General features: G+C 72.1%; 13 protein-coding genes. 7 read left to right on the top strand and 6 right to left on the bottom strand.

The genetic code is table 11. From position 1 onward, the window contains the following. Positions 1–1,437 (top strand): hypothetical protein (locus GTW40_RS15105; RefSeq protein ID WP_237525519.1); only part of this gene is annotated, 1,437 nt, incomplete at its 5' end. Between the two features lie 116 nt (positions 1,438–1,553). Here GTW40_RS15105 and erpA read toward each other — a convergent pair. After that, entirely contained in the window at positions 1,554–1,910 is a 357-nt protein-coding gene (erpA, locus tag GTW40_RS15100) for an iron-sulfur cluster insertion protein ErpA (RefSeq protein WP_161180710.1), read from the bottom strand. Between the two features lie 290 nt (positions 1,911–2,200). On the opposite strand from erpA, the gene nadA reads away from it, so the two are divergent. After that, on the top strand, positions 2,201–3,385 hold the full coding sequence (nadA, locus tag GTW40_RS15095) for a quinolinate synthase NadA (RefSeq protein WP_161180709.1): 1,185 nt from the start codon (positions 2,201–2,203) through the stop codon (positions 3,383–3,385). A gap of 148 nt (positions 3,386–3,533) precedes the next feature. Next, positions 3,534–4,112 carry a Uma2 family endonuclease gene (locus GTW40_RS15090; protein ID WP_161180708.1) on the top strand — a complete coding sequence of 193 codons (579 nt, stop codon included), beginning with the start codon at positions 3,534–3,536 and terminating at the stop codon, positions 4,110–4,112. A 94-nt stretch (positions 4,113–4,206) separates the two neighbouring features. On the opposite strand, the gene GTW40_RS15085 is transcribed toward GTW40_RS15090, so the two are convergent. The 3 genes from GTW40_RS15085 to GTW40_RS15075 form a co-directional block, all read right to left on the bottom strand. Beyond that, positions 4,207–7,308: an efflux RND transporter permease subunit gene (locus tag GTW40_RS15085; protein WP_161180707.1), complete on the bottom strand. Its 3,102-nt coding sequence runs from the start codon at positions 7,306–7,308 to the stop codon at positions 4,207–4,209. 178 nt (positions 7,309–7,486) lie between these two features. Continuing rightward, positions 7,487–8,164, bottom strand: a complete 678-nt coding sequence (locus GTW40_RS15080; RefSeq protein WP_161180706.1) for a response regulator transcription factor — start codon at positions 8,162–8,164, stop codon at positions 7,487–7,489. Beyond that, positions 8,161–9,381 carry a histidine kinase gene (locus GTW40_RS15075; RefSeq protein ID WP_161180705.1) on the bottom strand — a complete coding sequence of 407 codons (1,221 nt, stop codon included), beginning with the start codon at positions 9,379–9,381 and terminating at the stop codon, positions 8,161–8,163. Before GTW40_RS15075 ends, GTW40_RS15080 begins: the two co-directional genes overlap by 4 nt. Before the next feature lie 263 nt (positions 9,382–9,644). Between GTW40_RS15075 and GTW40_RS15070 the strand changes: the two genes are divergently transcribed. Further along, the gene (locus GTW40_RS15070; protein WP_161180704.1) at positions 9,645–11,036 is read left to right on the top strand and encodes a DUF3616 domain-containing protein; all 1,392 of its coding nucleotides are present in this window, start codon (positions 9,645–9,647) and stop codon (positions 11,034–11,036) included. A 45-nt stretch (positions 11,037–11,081) separates the two neighbouring features. Here GTW40_RS15070 and GTW40_RS15065 read toward each other — a convergent pair whose 3' ends face one another. Together GTW40_RS15065 and GTW40_RS15060 are read right to left on the bottom strand one after the other, a co-directional pair. Then, complete coding sequence (locus GTW40_RS15065) at positions 11,082–11,360, bottom strand: hypothetical protein (RefSeq protein WP_161180703.1); 279 nt, start codon at positions 11,358–11,360, stop codon at positions 11,082–11,084. 32 nt (positions 11,361–11,392) lie between these two features. Continuing rightward, a complete protein-coding gene (locus tag GTW40_RS15060) occupies positions 11,393–12,154 on the bottom strand; it encodes a PspA/IM30 family protein (RefSeq protein ID WP_237525521.1) in 762 nt (253 codons plus the stop codon). Between the two features lie 313 nt (positions 12,155–12,467). On the opposite strand from GTW40_RS15060, the gene GTW40_RS15055 reads away from it, so the two are divergent. The 3 genes from GTW40_RS15055 to GTW40_RS15045 all read left to right on the top strand — a co-directional run bounded on the left by GTW40_RS15055 (position 12,468) and on the right by GTW40_RS15045 (position 15,091). After that, positions 12,468–13,067, top strand: a complete 600-nt coding sequence (locus GTW40_RS15055) for a DUF3043 domain-containing protein (protein ID WP_161180701.1) — start codon at positions 12,468–12,470, stop codon at positions 13,065–13,067. An 83-nt stretch (positions 13,068–13,150) separates the two neighbouring features. Next, on the top strand, positions 13,151–13,924 hold the full coding sequence (locus tag GTW40_RS15050; RefSeq protein WP_161180700.1) for a class I SAM-dependent methyltransferase: 774 nt from the start codon (positions 13,151–13,153) through the stop codon (positions 13,922–13,924). A 99-nt stretch (positions 13,925–14,023) separates the two neighbouring features. Then, positions 14,024–15,091, top strand: a complete 1,068-nt coding sequence (locus tag GTW40_RS15045) for a trypsin-like peptidase domain-containing protein (protein ID WP_161180699.1) — start codon at positions 14,024–14,026, stop codon at positions 15,089–15,091. Positions 15,092–15,152 lie beyond the last annotated feature (61 nt).

Below are 15,152 nucleotides of genomic sequence, written 5' to 3'. Positions count from 1 at the left end.
CCGGCCGCGCCCCACTCGGATGAACCCGCTCCCCCGCCCCGCCCCCGTACCGCCCTGGTCGTCGCTTCCGTGGCCGCGGCCGTGCTGGCGCTCGGGGGCGGAGGGGCCTGGCTCGCTTCCGGGCTCGGGGCCGACGGCGGGGCCGGGACGCCAGGCGCCGGGGGGACTCCCCCGCCGCTCGCGCTGGACGGGTGGAGTCCGGCGGGTACGTCGAGCGCGGCCGGGATCGCGCCCGGGGAGCGGAATCCGTACGGCGTGCGGTATGTGGCCCAAGGGAAGCTGCCCGACGGGCCGGGGTCGGCGCCGGTGCACGCCCCGGAGGGCGCCGTCGCGAAGGACGCGGTGGTCCGGCTGGCGCGGGCGCTGGAGGTGGACGGCGCGCCGGTGGCGGACGGGGACGGCTGGCGGGTCGGCGGACGCGCGGGTGAGCCGGTGCTGCGGGTGGCGGGGGGTGCGGCGGGCGGCTGGTCGTTCAGCCGGTACACGCCGGGCACCGACAACTGCCCCAAGGCGGACGTGTGCGCGCAGGATCCGGTCGCCCCGGCCGCCGACGCGGTGAGCGTGGCGAAGGCGCGGCAGGTGGTCGCGCCGGTGCTGAAGGCGCTCGGGCAGGACGATGCGAAGACCGACGCGAGCCAGGTCATGGGCGCTCGGCGGGTGGTGAACGCCGATCCGATGGTGGGTGGGCTGCCCACCTACGGCTGGACGACCGGGCTGACCGTGGACGAGCGGGGCGAGATCGTCGGCGGGCACGGGATGCTGGCCGTACCTCAGAAGGGTGCGGAATATCCCGTACTCGGCGCGGCGAAGACGCTGGAACTGCTCAACTCGGCGCAGCCGGGCGGGCATCGGATGGGCATCGGGGGCTGTGCGACGCCGGAGCCGCTGAAGGACCGGCTGGAGCAGCCGTGCGGCTCGGACGTGTCCCCGGGGTCGCCGAAGGGGGACCGGCTGACCGTGGAGAAGGCGGTGTTCGGGCTGGCCGTGCACCCGGTGGGCGGCCGGGAGACGCTGGTGCCGTCGTGGCTGTACGAGGTGCGGGGCGCGGCGGCGCGCGGCACGTTCACGGTGACGTATCCGGCGGTGGACCCGAAGTACCTGGCCGCGCCCTCACCGCTGCCGTCCCTGTCCGCCTCGTCCTCGGGGTCGGGCACGCGGTCGGTGAAGGTCGGGGCGTACAGCGCCGACGGCCGCGAGCTGACCGTCCGTTTCATGGGCGGCGTCTGTGCCGACCACCGCGCTGCCGCGAAGGAGAGCGCCGGGCGGGTGACGGTGTCGGTGACCGAGCACCCCCGGCCGGGCAAGGTGTGCGTGCTGATGGCGAAGGAGTTCGCCGAGACCGTACGGCTGGACGCGCCGCTCGCCGGGCGGACGGTCGTCGCGGAGGACGGCGGGCGTGTGCCGCAGGCGGAGTCGCTGGGCCGCCCGGCGAAGTAGCCGCCCGCTCCGCGAAGCAGTCGAGAACGCACGAGGCACCCGCGACGTAGGAACGCGCGAGGCGGCGGACCCCCGGTCGGGGGCCGCCGCCTCGTCGTATGCCGGGCCGGGCCCGGTCAGCTGAAGGAGTCGCCGCAGGCGCAGGAGCCGGTCGCGTTCGGGTTGTCGATCGTGAAGCCCTGCTTCTCGATCGTGTCCACGAAGTCGATGGTGGCGCCGCCGAGGTACGGGGCGCTCATGCGGTCGGTGACGACCTTGACGCCGTCGAAGTCCTTCACGACGTCGCCGTCGAGGGCGCGCTCGTCGAAGAAGAGCTGGTAGCGCAGGCCGGAGCAGCCGCCGGGCTGGACGGCGACGCGCAGCGCGAGGTCGTCACGGCCTTCCTGGTCGAGCAGCGCCTTGACCTTCGACGCGGCGGCGTCGGTCACGATGATGCCGTCGGTGACGGTGCTGGTCTCGTCCGATACGGACATCTACATCTCTCCCAAGTCGTACGGAGACTGCTTTTCGAGGAGTGCAACCGGCGCGTCGGCCGATTCATTCCGGGCCGGGCGGGCGCGTTGCCGCGTTCTGCTTCTCTCTTCAATGCTCGCACACGGCCGGAAGGTGGGACAGCGGCCCGGCTCCGCAGGGGCGGGACCGTGCCGGGATTCGCGTCGCGCCGGGATTCACGTCACATGGACGCTATCGCCATCGTCAAAGTGACGTGAAGCGGTTATGATAGATAGCGTCAGTTAGACGAAAACCAGAAAGGGTAGGTGTCGTGACCACCGCCCAGACCCCGCAGCTCGACGTTCAGCCGTCTCCGCTCGCCCTGCTGTTGCTCGGCCGCGGCGCCGACCCGAAGAGCGAGCGGGGCGTCGAATGCCCCGGCGATCTGCCCGCGCCCTCCGACCCGGACCTCGTCGAGCGCGCCCGCGCCGCGAAGGCGAAGCTCGGGGACAAGGTCTTCGTCCTCGGCCACCACTACCAGCGTGACGAGGTCATCCAGTTCGCGGACGTCACGGGCGACTCCTTCAAGCTGGCCCGGGACGCCGCCGCGCGTCCGGAGGCCGAGTACATCGTCTTCTGCGGTGTGCACTTCATGGCCGAGTCGGCCGACATCCTCACCTCCGACGACCAGAAGGTCGTGCTGCCCGACCTCGCCGCCGGCTGCTCGATGGCCGACATGGCGACGGCCGAGCAGGTCGCCGAGTGCTGGGACGTGCTGACCGAGGCGGGCGTGGCCGAGCAGGTCGTGCCGGTGTCGTACATGAACTCCTCGGCCGACATCAAGGCGTTCACCGGCAAGCACGGCGGCACGATCTGTACGTCGTCCAACGCCAAGCGGGCCCTGGACTGGGCCTTCGAGCAGGGCGAGAAGGTGCTGTTCCTGCCCGACCAGCACCTCGGGCGCAACACCGCCGTGCGGGAGATGGGCATGTCCCTGGAGGACTGCGTCCTCTACAACCCGCACAAGCCGAACGGCGGACTGACCGCCCAGCAGCTGCGCGACGCCAAGATGATCCTCTGGCGCGGCCACTGCTCCGTGCACGGCCGCTTCTCCCTGGAGTCGGTCGAGGACGTCCGCGCGCGCGTGCCCGGCGTCAACGTGCTGGTCCACCCCGAGTGCCGGTACGAGGTCGTCGCCGCGGCCGATCACGTCGGCTCGACGGAGCACATCATCAAGACGCTGGAGGCGGCCCCGGCCGGTTCCAAGTGGGCGATCGGCACCGAGCTGAACCTCGTCCGCCGTCTGGCGAATCGTTTCGCGGCCGAGGACAAGGAGATCGTCTTCCTCGACCGCACGGTCTGCTTCTGCTCCACCATGAACCGCATCGACCTCCCCCACCTGGTCTGGACCCTGGAGTCCCTCGCCGAGGGCACCCTGGTCAACCGCATCGAGGTGGACCGCGAGACGGAGGCGTTCGCGAAGCTGGCGCTGGAGCGGATGCTGGCGCTGCCGTAAGAACCTTCATCTGTACGTGAGTCAGGGGCGCTTCCCGGTGTCGGGAAGCGCCCCTTTCGTGCCACGATCGGGGGAACGGTTCCCGATCTCATGGACAGGTGATCTTCCGGTGTCCCAGTCTGGCGAGCGACCGAAGGAGGGGCGTGACATGACTGCCGTCGCGCACGGGCCGACCACGCCGGCTGAGGGACTGCTGGACATCTTCCTGTCCCTGGACACCCCCGAGGGCTTCCATGCCGAGCTGATCGAGGGGGAGATCGTTGTGACACCGCCGCCTGACGGGGACCACGAGGACTACATCGAACTGATCGTGGCCCAGGTGTACGGGCGGTCCAAAACACGCATGCAGTTCTCCGGGAACAAGGGCCTGTTGCTGAAACACGGGGGGCTCGACCCGAAGGACCATGTGATCCCCGACGGCACCTTCGCGCCCACTGGGCTGCGGCTCTACCGCGGCGCCGACTCCTGGATGCCTTCCGACGGTGTCGCCATGGTGCTGGAAGTGACATCCACCAAGCCCCGGATGGACCGCGAGGCCAAGCGCCACGGTTACGCCCGCTCCCAGATCCCCCTGTACCTGCTGGTCGACCGGGATGCCTCCTCGATCACGCTGTTCAGCGATCCGGGGGACGACGACTATCGCGAGCACTGCGCCGTCCCGTTCGGCAAGTCCCTCGCGCTCCCCGCCCCCTTCGGATTCCAGTTGGACACCACGGACTTCCTCTGACGGCTCCGCCAGCGACAAACTGAGGGCCCGGCCCGCAACGATCGTGCGAGCCGGGCCCTTTCGCTGTCCGGACGTCACATCCGGGCCGTGCCGGTTACACCGCGACCGGCTCCGGGGCCTCCTTCTCCGGCTCCGCCTTCTTCGCCGCCTTCTTCGCCGCCCGGCGCTCCTTGCGGAGTTCGAGCATCGCGTAGAGCGTCGGGACCAGGAGGAGGGTGAGGAGGGTGGAGGTGATCAGGCCGCCGATGACGACCACGGCGAGGGGCTGGGCGATGAAGCCGCCCTGGCCGGTGACGCCGAGGGCCATGGGGAGCAGGGCGAAGATCGTCGCCAGGGCGGTCATGAGGATCGGGCGGAGGCGGTGGCGGCCGCCCTCGATGACGGCCTCGACGACGCCGTAGCCCTGGGACCGGTACTGGTTGATCAGGTCGATCAGCACGATCGCGTTGGTGACCACGATGCCGATGAGCATCAGCATGCCGATCATCGCCGGGACGCCCATGGGGGTGCCGGTGACGATAAGGAGGCCGAGCGCGCCGGTCGCCGCGAACGGGATGGAGACCAGCAGGATCAGCGGCTGGGCCAGCGAGCGGAACGTCGCCACCAGCAGCATGAACACGATCGCGATGGCCGCCAGCATGGCCAGGCCCAGGTTCTTGAACGCGTCGTCCTGGTCGGAGGAGACACCGCCGATCTCGGCCGTGGCGCCCGCCGGGAGCTTCAGCGTCTTGAGCTTGGCCTGGAGCTGGGTGCTGACCGCGCCGGTGTTGTCCCCGGTCGGGCGGCCCTTGATCGTCGCGGCGCGCTGGCCGTCGATGCGGGTCATGGAGACCGGGCCGTCGACCAGCTCGACGGTCGCGATGTCACCGAGCTTGACCCGGCCCAGGTTCAGGTTCCTCAGCTGGGCCAGCGTGGTCGCGGGCTTGGCCGAGCGCACCACGATGTCGCGCTCGGTGTCGTCCAGGATCGCCTTGCCCGCGGGGAGGCCGCGTACGGCCTGCGCGACGGCACCGCCCAGCTTCTGCTGGTCGAACCCGGCGGCGGCCGCCTTGCCGTTGGCCTTGACCGAGATGCGCGGCACGCTCTGCGAGAGGTTGCTGGTCACGTCGGTGACGTCGTCCAGGGCCGCCACGGTGGAGCGGACCTTCTCGGCGGCGGTCTTCAGGGTGGCCGGGTCGGCCGCCTTGACCACGACGCTGAGGTCCTGGTTGCCGAAGCTGTCGCCGCCGGACACCGTGGTCGTGCCGATGCCGTCGAGCTTGGCGAGCCCGTCCGTCAGGTGCTTCTGCACGGCGTCGAAGGACGCGCCGTCCTCCAGCATGACCTGGTACGACGCCTGGTTGGTGTCGGTGCCACCGCCGAAGGCGGCCATGAAGCCGGAGGAGCCGATGGTGACCTGGTAGTCCTTGACGCCCTTGATCGAGCCGAGCAGCTGCTCCACCCGCTTGGCCTGCGCGTCCGTCGCCTCAAGGCTGGTGCCGGGCTTCAGCGTCTGCTTGACGGTGAGGACCTGCTGCTCGCCCTGGTCGAAGAAGTTCGTCTTCAGCAGCCCGGACATCCCGAAGGTGCCGAGCAGCACGACCACCGCGATCAGCACACTGGTGAGACGGCGCCGGGTGGCGAACCGCAGGACCGGGACGTAGGCACGCTGGAGACGGCTGTTGTTCTCCTTCTCCTCCGCCCGGCGGCGCGCCTCCTCGGCGTCCTCGGGGGTGCCCTTCGGGGCGCGCAGGAACCAGTACGACAGCACCGGCACGACCGTCAGCGACACCAGCAGCGAGGCCAGCAGGGCCGCCGTCACGGTGATGCTGAAGGAGCCGAAGAGGGCGCCCACCATGCCGCCGACCAGGCCGATCGGCAGGAAGACGGCGACCGTGGTGAGGGTCGAGGACGTGACCGCTCCGGCCACCTCGCGGACCGCGCCGATGATGGCCTGGCCGCGCTCCTCGCCGTAGCCGAGGTGCCGCTTGATGTTCTCCAGGACCACGATCGAGTCGTCCACGACCCGGCCGATGGCGATGGTCAGCGCGCCCAGCGTGAGCATGTTCAGGGACAGGCCGCGCGTCCACAGCACGATCAGCGCGAGGACCACGGAGAGCGGGATGGAGACCGCCGTGACCAGCGTGGAGCGGACCGAGGCCAGGAAGACCAGGATGATCAGGACCGCGAAGAGCAGACCGAGGGCGCCCTCGGTGGTCAGGCCGTCGATGGCCTTGGAGACCGCCGGGCCCTGGTCGCTGACGACGGTCAGCTTCGCGTCCGCGCCGAGGTCGGTGCGCAGCTTCGGCAGCTTGTCCTTGACGGCCCGGGAGATGGCGACCGCGCTGCCGTCGTGGTCCATGGTGACGTTGACGGCGAGGCTGGGCCGGCCGTCGGTGCGGGTGAGGGAGTCCGAGGGCGCCGGGCGCTCCTCGACCTTCGCCACGTCACCGAGGCGCACGGGCTTGGCGCCGGGGGCGCCGGTGACCATCAGGTCCTGGATCTGCGCGAGCGAGGTGTAGCCGCCGCCGACCTGGACGGTGCGGTTGGCGCCGTCCTCGTCGAAGGAACCGGCCGGGACGGTCGCGCCGCCCGCCTGCAGCGCGGGGACCAGCGCGGCGGGGGCCAGACCGGCCTTGGCGAGCTTGGCGTCGTCCGGCGTGACGGTCACCTGGACGTCACGGACGCCGGTGACCTGGACGCGGCCGACGCCGTCGATGTCCTTCAGCGCGGGGACGACCGTACGGTCCAGCTTGTCGGCGAGCGCCTGCTGGTCCTGGCCGGAGGACGCGGCCAGGACGACGGTGGGCATGTCGTCGGTGGAGCCGGAGATGACCTGCGGGTCGACGGAGTCCGGGAGCTGGCCCCGGGCCCGGTTCACGGCCTGCTGCACGTCGGTGACGAGCCGCTTCGTGTCGTTGCCGTAGTCGAAGGACGCCATGATCACGGCGTTGCCCTCGCTGGCGGTGGAGGTGACTCCGGTGATGCCGTCGACGCCCTGGAGGTTGTTCTCGATGGGCTCGACGACCTGCTTCTCGACCACGTCGGGCGAGGCGCCCTGGTACGGCGCGATCACCGACACCATGGGCAGGTCGATGGTGGGCAGGAGCTGCTGTTTGATCTGGGGGATCGCGATGGCTCCGAAGAGCAGCGCGACGAGGGACACCAGGCCGACGAGGGCCCGTTGTTTCAGGCTGAACCGGGACAGCCAGGACATGGGACAGGGTCTCTCTTCTGTGAGCGGCAGAAGCTGCTGGGACGGGCGCGGCAGCTTGGGCGGGCACGGAAAAGGCGCCCACCTCATACCCTGACCCATGGCCGGACCCCGCTCCGTAGGCCCCAGGTCCCGTCTCTTATCCGCCTCCTACTCCACGCGCAGTACACGCGGGTGGAGGTCACTCCGTCCGGGGACGTACCAGCCCGGACTCGTAGGCGATCACCACGAGCTGGGCCCGGTCGCGGGCGCCGAGCTTGGCCATGGCCCGGTTGACGTGCGTCTTCACGGTCAGCGGACTGACCTCCAGGCGCTCGGCGATCTCGTCGTTGCTGAGCCCCCCGGCCACCTGGACCAGCACCTCGCGCTCACGCCCGGTGAGCGCGTCGAGACGGGCGAGGCGGACCGGGTCGGGGGCGACGGTGCCGGCCTGGGCGAGGAAGCGGGCGATCAGGCCCTTGGTGGCGGCCGGGGAGAGCAGCGACTCGCCCTCGGCGGCCAGCCGGATCGCGGCGAGCAGTTCCTCGGGCTCGCTGCCCTTGCCGAGGAAGCCGGAGGCGCCCGCGCGCAGCGCCTCCACCACGTAGTCGTCCACCTCGAAGGTGGTCAGGATGACCACGCGGACCCGGGCGAGGTCGGGGTCGGCGCCGATCATCCGGGTGGCGGCGAGCCCGTCGGTGCCGGGCATCCGGATGTCCATGAGGACCACGTCGGCGGCGCGTTCCTTGGCCAGCCGCACCGCCTCGGCCCCGTCGGACGCCTCCCCCACGACGGCCATGCCGGGCTCGGACTCCACCAGCACCCGGAACGCGCTGCGCAGCAGGGCCTGGTCGTCGGCCAGCAGGACGCGGATCGTCACGCGGGCTCCTCCCGGTCGGTCGTACGGGTCTTGACGGGCAGGATGGCATGGACGCGGAAGCCGCCGCCGAAGCGGGGTCCGGTGGTCAGGGTGCCGCCGAGCGCGGTGACCCGCTCGCGCATCCCGAGCAGCCCGTGCCCGCCGCCCGCGCCGGGTGCGCCGGTGACGCCCGGCCCGTTGTCCAGCACGCTGACCTCGATGTTCGGCCCCACCCGTACGACGCTGACCTCGGCCTTCGCGCCGGTCCCGGCGTGTTTCTGGGCGTTGGTCAGGGCCTCCTGGACGATCCGGTAGGCGGCGAGGTCGACGGCGGCGGGCAGTTCGGTGTCCTGGTCGGCGCGGGCCACCTCCACCGGGAGCCCGGCGCTGCGGAAGGTGTCCGCCAGCTCGTCGAGGCGGTTGAGGCCGGGGGCGGGTTCGGTGGGGGCGGCCGGGTCGCCGGACTGACGCAGCAGGCCGACGGTGGCGCGCAGCTCGCCGAGCGCGGAGCGGCTGGCCGAGCGGACGTGGGCGAGCGCCTCCTTGGCCTGGTCGGGGCGCCGGTCCATGACATGGGCGGCGACCCCGGCCTGCACGTTGACCAGGGCGATGTGGTGGGCGACCACGTCGTGCAGCTCGCGGGCGATGCGCAGCCGTTCTTCGGCGACCCGGCGGCGGGCCTCCTCCTCGCGGGTGCGCTCGGCGCGTTCGGCACGCTCCCGTATGGCCTGCACGAACGCGCGGTGGCTGCGGACGGCGTCGCCCGCGGTGGCGCCGATGCCGGTCCAGGCGATGATCGCGAGGTTCTCCTGCGCGTACCAGGGCAGCGGCCCGGCGAGCATCGCGGCGGCGGTGAGCACGGCCATGACGAGCAGCGCGACGCGCCAGGTGGTGGCCCGGCCCGTGGTGGAGGCCACCGTGTAGAGGGCGACGACGGCGCACATCACGACGGGGGCGCGCGGGTCGCCGGTGACGCACTCGACGAGCGCGCACGTGCCGGTGACGGCGAGGACGGCCATGGGCGCGCGGCGGCGCAGCACGAGCGCGAGGGCGCCGACGACCATCAGGACCAGGCTGAGCGGGTCCGGGGCGCGTTCTCCCCAGGCGACGCCGTGCTCGCCGTGCGGCGAGGCGAAGGAGCCGCCGATCATGCACAGCAGCACCAGACCGCCGAGGACGGCGTCCAGCGCGAGGGGGTGGGCCTGCGCTCCGTACCGGGCGCGTTGGAGAGTGCTCACCGGTGAACAGTACGGGCGCCGGGCGGTGTACGGGAATCGGTCCCCAGGGCTGCCACGGGGTGCCACTGCCTGCCACGGGGCGCCACAATTCTGCCGCCGACCGCCACGAGGTGCCACGGGCCGCCCCGGGCCGTCAGGTGTCGGCCGGTGTTCGCCCCGGGTATCCATGACGGACGCCCGGTGTTGGCCGTACCGGCCCAGCCTTCTGCTCGGCGTCCGCGCCCAGGCGGCCGGACGCGTCCAGTCGACGAAAGGCGGCCTCCGTGCGCCCTCACCCCTCGTCCCTCCGTACCGTCTGGGCCGCCGCCGCGCTCGCGCTGGTGTCGGCGGCGGCCCCGCTGCTGCCGGCCCGCCCGGCGGCGGCCGCGAGCTACGGGACGCCGACGATCAAGCTGTCGGCCGGGTATCTGTCGGGTGCGGTCGGCGCGAGCGGCGACCCGGTCGTCACCGCGACGGTCGCGCAGAGCGGCGCCAGCGTCTCCGACCTGACGGTGGCCGCGAGCAAGACGAGTAAGTCGTCGGTGGCGGGCACGGGAGACGTCCAGGTCACGGGCACGGGCGGCACCCGTACGGTCGCCGTGACCGCCCACGCGCAGGGGTACACCGACCTCACCCTGAAGGTGACCGGGCTCGGCGGCAAGACCGCCACCGCGACCCTGCACTACGCGGCCTCCCCGTCCGTCCAGCGCTCGGCCGACGCCCGCTATCCGACCGGCGCGTCGGACGCCTCGGCCGCCGTGGACGCCGGTGACGGCTACCTCCTGGTCGCCAACGACGAGGACAACACCCTGCGCCTGTACGACGGTTCGGCCTCCGGGGCGCCCGTGAAGAGCTGGGACCTGGGCGATGCGCTCGGCGCTGACAAGGAGGTGGACATCGAGGGCGGCACCCGGGTCGGCAACACCGTCTACTGGACCGGCTCGCTCGGCAACAACAAGGACGGTGAGTACAAGCCCGACCGCAACACCGTCTTCACCACCACGCTCTCCGGCTCCGGCGCGGCGACCTCGGTGACCTTCGGGACGGCGGGCCACCGGCTGCGCGACGACCTGGTGGCCTGGGACCGGGCGAACGGCAACCGGTACGGCTTCGCCGCCGCGACCGCCGACGGGCAGACCCCGAAGCAGGTGGACGGCCTCAACGTGGAGGGCCTGGAGTTCGCGCCCGGCTCCACCACCACCGCCTACCTGGGCTTCCGCGCCCCGCTGGTCCCGCCGCAGGAGGGCGGCAGGGCGCTGCTGGTGCCGGTGACCAACCTGGACCAGGTGGCGCGCGGCACGAAGGCGGCCTTCGGCACCCCGGTCGAGCTGGACCTCGGGGGGCTGTCGGTGCGGGATCTGCGCCGTAACGACCAGGGGCAGTATCTGATCCTGGCCGGGTCCTGGGCGGCGGAGGACAACAGCGCGCCCTACGCCCTCTACCGGTGGGACGGCGTGGCGGGGCACCAGCCGGTGAAGGCGCTGGACCTGCCGACGGCGGACGCGGGCGGCTGGGAGTCGATCGTGTCCACGCCCGATCTGTCGGTGCCCGGCGGCCGGGTCCAGCTGATCACCGACGACGGCAGCGCCGACCTCTACGGCGACGGCACCGCGGCGAAGGACCTCTCCCACCCGGAGTGGCAGAAGTCCCGCACCACGTGGTTCACGCTGAACTGAGTCCGGTGAGGTCCCGGGACCGAGTCCGGTGCGGTCCCGGGCAGGTCAGCCCGGGATCAGTCCGTCGTCGCCGAGGAGTTCCCGGACCTCCTCCAGGGTGGCGTCCGGGGTGGGCAGGATCAGCTCGGAGGGCTCCAGGGAATCGTCCGGCAGCGGCGTCCCGAAACCCCGGACGGCGTCGAGGAGGGCGGTGAGGGTGCGGCGGAAGCCCGCCTCGTCGCCGCTCTCCATCTCGGCGAGCAGCTCGTCGTCCAGCTTGTTGAGCTCGGTGAAGTGCGCGTCGTCGACCCGCACCTGGCCCTCTCCCATGATCCGTACGATCACGACGGCCTCCTCGGCTCGGTCCCGGCGGCGGGCTACTGCTTGTCGAAGCGCGGGGTGTCCTGCGACTGGCGGTCCTGTCCCTGACCGGTGCCGCCCTCGATGGCCTGCTGCGGGGAGCCCCCGGCCAGCTCGGCCTTCATCCGCTGGAGCTCCAGCTCGACGTCCGAGCCGCCGGAGAGGCGGTCCAGCTCGGCCTGGATGTCGTCCTTGGCCATGCCGGACTGGTCGTCCAGGACGCCGGAGGCGAGCAGCTCGTCGATGGCACCGGCGCGGGCCTGGAGCTGGGCGGTCTTGTCCTCGGCGCGCTGGATCGCGAGGCCGACGTCGCCCATCTCCTCGGAGATGCCGGAGAACGCCTCGCCGATGCGGGTCTGCGCCTGGGCGGCGGTGTAGGTGGCCTTGATGGTCTCCTTCTTGGTGCGGAAGGCGTCCACCTTGGCCTGGAGGCGCTGGGCGGCCAGCGTCAGCTTCTCCTCCTCGCCCTGGAGCGTCGCGTGCTGCGTCTCCAGGTCGGTGACCTGCTGCTGGAGGGCGGCCCGCCGGGAGAGCGCCTCGCGGGCCAGGTCCTCGCGGCCGAGCGCGAGCGCCTTGCGGCCCTGGTCCTCCAGCTTCCCGGACTGCTGCTGCAACTGGTTCAGCTGGAGCTCCAGGCGCTTGCGGGAGGTCGCCACGTCGGCCACGCCCCGGCGCACCTTCTGGAGCAGCTCCAGCTGCTTCTGGTACGAGTAGTCGAGGGTCTCGCGCGGGTCCTCGGCCCGGTCAAGGGCCTTGTTCGCCTTCGCGCGGAAGATCATCCCCATACGCTTCATGACACCGCTCATGGGCTTCGCGCGCCCCCTTCTGACGGACTCCAGCTCACCGATCCTGCGACAGAACCCACAGTACGGGCCCTGCCTCCATTACCGCACCGTTCGGGAGCTCATGCTCTCCTCCCCAGGGACGAGGGCGGACGCCCCCGCTCCGGCGTGAGGAGTAGGTGATCCCCGTGTGTCCCCCCGTTCGTCCCCCGTTTCCGCCTGTGCGGTCCCTGCTACAGACGCCGGGTGTTGCCGGATCGTTCCCCAGAGGGCTGGGGTCCATGCCGGGAAGCCCGTACCCTTGGGTTTTGTGTTCCGTAGCCGTGCCAAGGACGAGAAGGCCCCCGCCGACAAGGCGCAGGTGACCCTCTCCAAGCAGACCCGTGACCCGCAGGCCCCGAAGGGCAGGCCCACTCCCAAGCGGAGCGAGGCCCAGTCCCAGCGCCGCAGCGTGGCCAGTACGCCGACGAACCGCAAGGACGCGGCCAAGCGCCAGCGCGAGGAGCGCCGGAGCGCTCTGGAGCGCCAGCGCAAGGCCCTGGCCGGCGGCGACGAGCGGTACCTGCCCGCCCGCGACAAGGGCCCGGTCCGGAAGTTCGCCCGTGACTGGGTGGACTCACGGATCAACGTCGCGGAGTTCTTCCTGCCCGCAGCCATCGTGATCCTGGTGCTCAGCATCGTGCGAGTGCCCGCACTGCAGAACATCGCGCTGCTCCTGTGGCTGATCGTGATCGTGCTCATCGTGCTCGACTCGATCTGGAGCGGTGTCCGGCTGCGCAAGGCGCTGGCCCAGCGCTTCCCCGACGACAACCGCAGGGGCGGCGCGGTGGCCTACGGCCTGATGCGCTCGCTCCAGATGCGCCGGCTCCGGCTGCCCAAGCCGCAGGTCAAGCGCGGAGAGCGGCCCTGAGCGCAGACGCAGCTCCCCGGGCCGCCGCCGGGCTCCGGCCGGACGGACCCGGTGTTCCGCGTGAACTTCTGCGCCATGAACTGGTGACCCGACAGCTCGACGAGCAGCTCCGGGCGCGCTACTCCCTGGGGCGGCGGCTGCGGGTGCTCGACGTGGGCACCGGCCGGGGCGCGGGCGCGCTCAGGCTGGCCCGGCTCGGCCATCACGTCACCGGGGTCGAGAACGACCCGGTGGTGGTCGCGGCCGCGCGTGCCAACCTGGCCGCCGAGCCGGAGGGTGTGCGCGAGCGGGTCCGGCTGGTGCACGGCGACGGGCGGGACACCGGTGTGCACTTCCTGCCGGGCAGCTTCGACGTGGTCCTCTGCCACGGGCTGCTGATGCGGGTCGAGGAGCCCGATCCGCTGGTGGCGGGTCTGGCCAGGATGCTCGCGCCCGGCGGTCTGCTCTCGCTGCTGGTGCGCAACGGCGACGCCCTCGCCATGCGGCCGGGACTGGCCGGTGACTGGGCGGGCGCCCTGGCCGCGCTCGACGCCACCGCCCTGCTGCCGCGCTCGCGGTCCGAGGCGGACGGGGAGGGCCCGGCCGAGCAGCCCGCTCCCCGGTGCCGTGCCGACCGCCTCACGGTGCTGACCGCGACCCTCGACGGCATCGCCGCCCCGCTGCACGCCTGGTACGGCGTGGGCGTCTTCACCGACTTCGCCGACGCGGACGACCCGGGCACCGCCCCGCTGTCCCCGCCTTCTTCGTATCCGGCCGCCGACGTGCCCGGGCTGCTCGACGTGGAGGAGCGGGCCGGACGTACGGACCCCTATCGCGGGGTCGCGGCGCTGCTGCACCTGTGCGGGGTGCGGGGCTGATCCCGTGACCGGTCCCTGATACGGGGCCGCATACGGGGTTGAGCCCGTTCGGGCGTATCCGGCGGGCCGGTGCGGGCCCCGCGCGCTCAGACTCGGGGCATGGACGCTTCCCGTACCCGCGCCCTCGGCCGGGTGGCCCCGGCCGCCGCCGTGCTGGTGTGTGCCACCGTCCTCGGATCCGGCTGTTCGGCACCGGCCACCACCCCGGCGGAGCCGTCGGCCGCGCGGGCCGCGGTGCCCGAGGTGTCGAACCAGCTCCAGGACCAGTACCAGCGGGTGATCAAGGAAGCCCTGCCGTCGGTCGTCCAGATCCAGGCGACCCGGGATCTCGGCTCGGGGGTCGTCTTCGACACCCAGGGGCACATCGTCACCAACGCGCACGTGGTCGGCGCGGAGAAGACCTTCAAGGTGACGACGGCCAGCAGTGAGGACCAGCTGACCGCGAGCCTCGTCTACTCCTATCCCGACCAGGACCTCGCGGTGATCAAGCTGGACCGGGTGCCCGCCGGGCTGAAGCCCGCGGTGTTCGCGGACTCGGCCAAGGTGCAGGTGGGCCAGATCGTGCTGGCCATGGGGTCGCCGTTCGGGCTGTCCTCCAGCGTGACGCAGGGCATCGTCTCCGCGACCGGGCGGACGGTCAGCGAGGGCGACGAGGGCGGCGGCACGGGCGCGACCATCGCCGACATGGTGCAGACCTCGGCCGCGATCAACCCCGGCAACAGCGGGGGCGCGCTGGTGAACCTGGACGGCCAGGTGATCGGCATCCCGACGCTCGGCGCCGCCGATCCCGGGATGGGCGGCGCGGCACCCGGCATCGGCTTCGCCATCCCGTCCTCCATGGTGCGCACGGTCGCCGGTCAGATCGTCGAGCACGGCAAGGTCACGGACTCCGGCCGCGCCGCCCTCGGCATCAGCGCCCGCACGGTCGTGGACGACAGCTACCGCCCCGTCGGCGCGGCCGTCGTCACCGTCACCCCGGCCGGCCCCGCGGCCCGCGCGGGCCTCCACGCCGGTGACGTCATCACCCGCCTGGACGACACCACGATCACCTCGGTCACCGCCCTGGCGGAAGCCCTGGCAGCGGCCAAACCGGGCCAGCGCGTGAAGGTGACATACCAGCGGAACGGCCGGGAGAGAACGGCGGAAGTGACACTGGGCGAGCAGTAATCAGCATTTCAACGGGCCGAGCCGCGAGTCTTTAGGGGCGCGGGGAACTGCGCGACCAGCC

It is taken from the genome of Streptomyces sp. SID4985 (genome assembly GCF_009863025.1).
Lineage (GTDB): Bacteria > Actinomycetota > Actinomycetes > Streptomycetales > Streptomycetaceae > Streptomyces.
The sequence above is the reverse complement of the archived record's forward strand: the minus strand, read 5'-3'. Positions and strand labels throughout refer to the sequence as shown.

Excerpts from the sequence above, each read along its gene's own strand:
- GTW40_RS15045 (WP_161180699.1), top strand. The coding sequence starts at position 14,024 with ATGGACGCTTCCCGTACCCGCGCCCTCGGCCGGGTGGCCCCGGCCGCC.
- GTW40_RS15060 (WP_237525521.1), bottom strand. The coding sequence starts at position 12,154 with ATGATCTTCCGCGCGAAGGCGAACAAGGCCCTTGACCGGGCCGAGGAC.
- erpA (WP_161180710.1), bottom strand. The coding sequence starts at position 1,910 with ATGTCCGTATCGGACGAGACCAGCACCGTCACCGACGGCATCATCGTG.
- GTW40_RS15090 (WP_161180708.1), top strand. The coding sequence starts at position 3,534 with ATGACTGCCGTCGCGCACGGGCCGACCACGCCGGCTGAGGGACTGCTG.
- GTW40_RS15085 (WP_161180707.1), bottom strand. The coding sequence starts at position 7,308 with ATGTCCTGGCTGTCCCGGTTCAGCCTGAAACAACGGGCCCTCGTCGGC.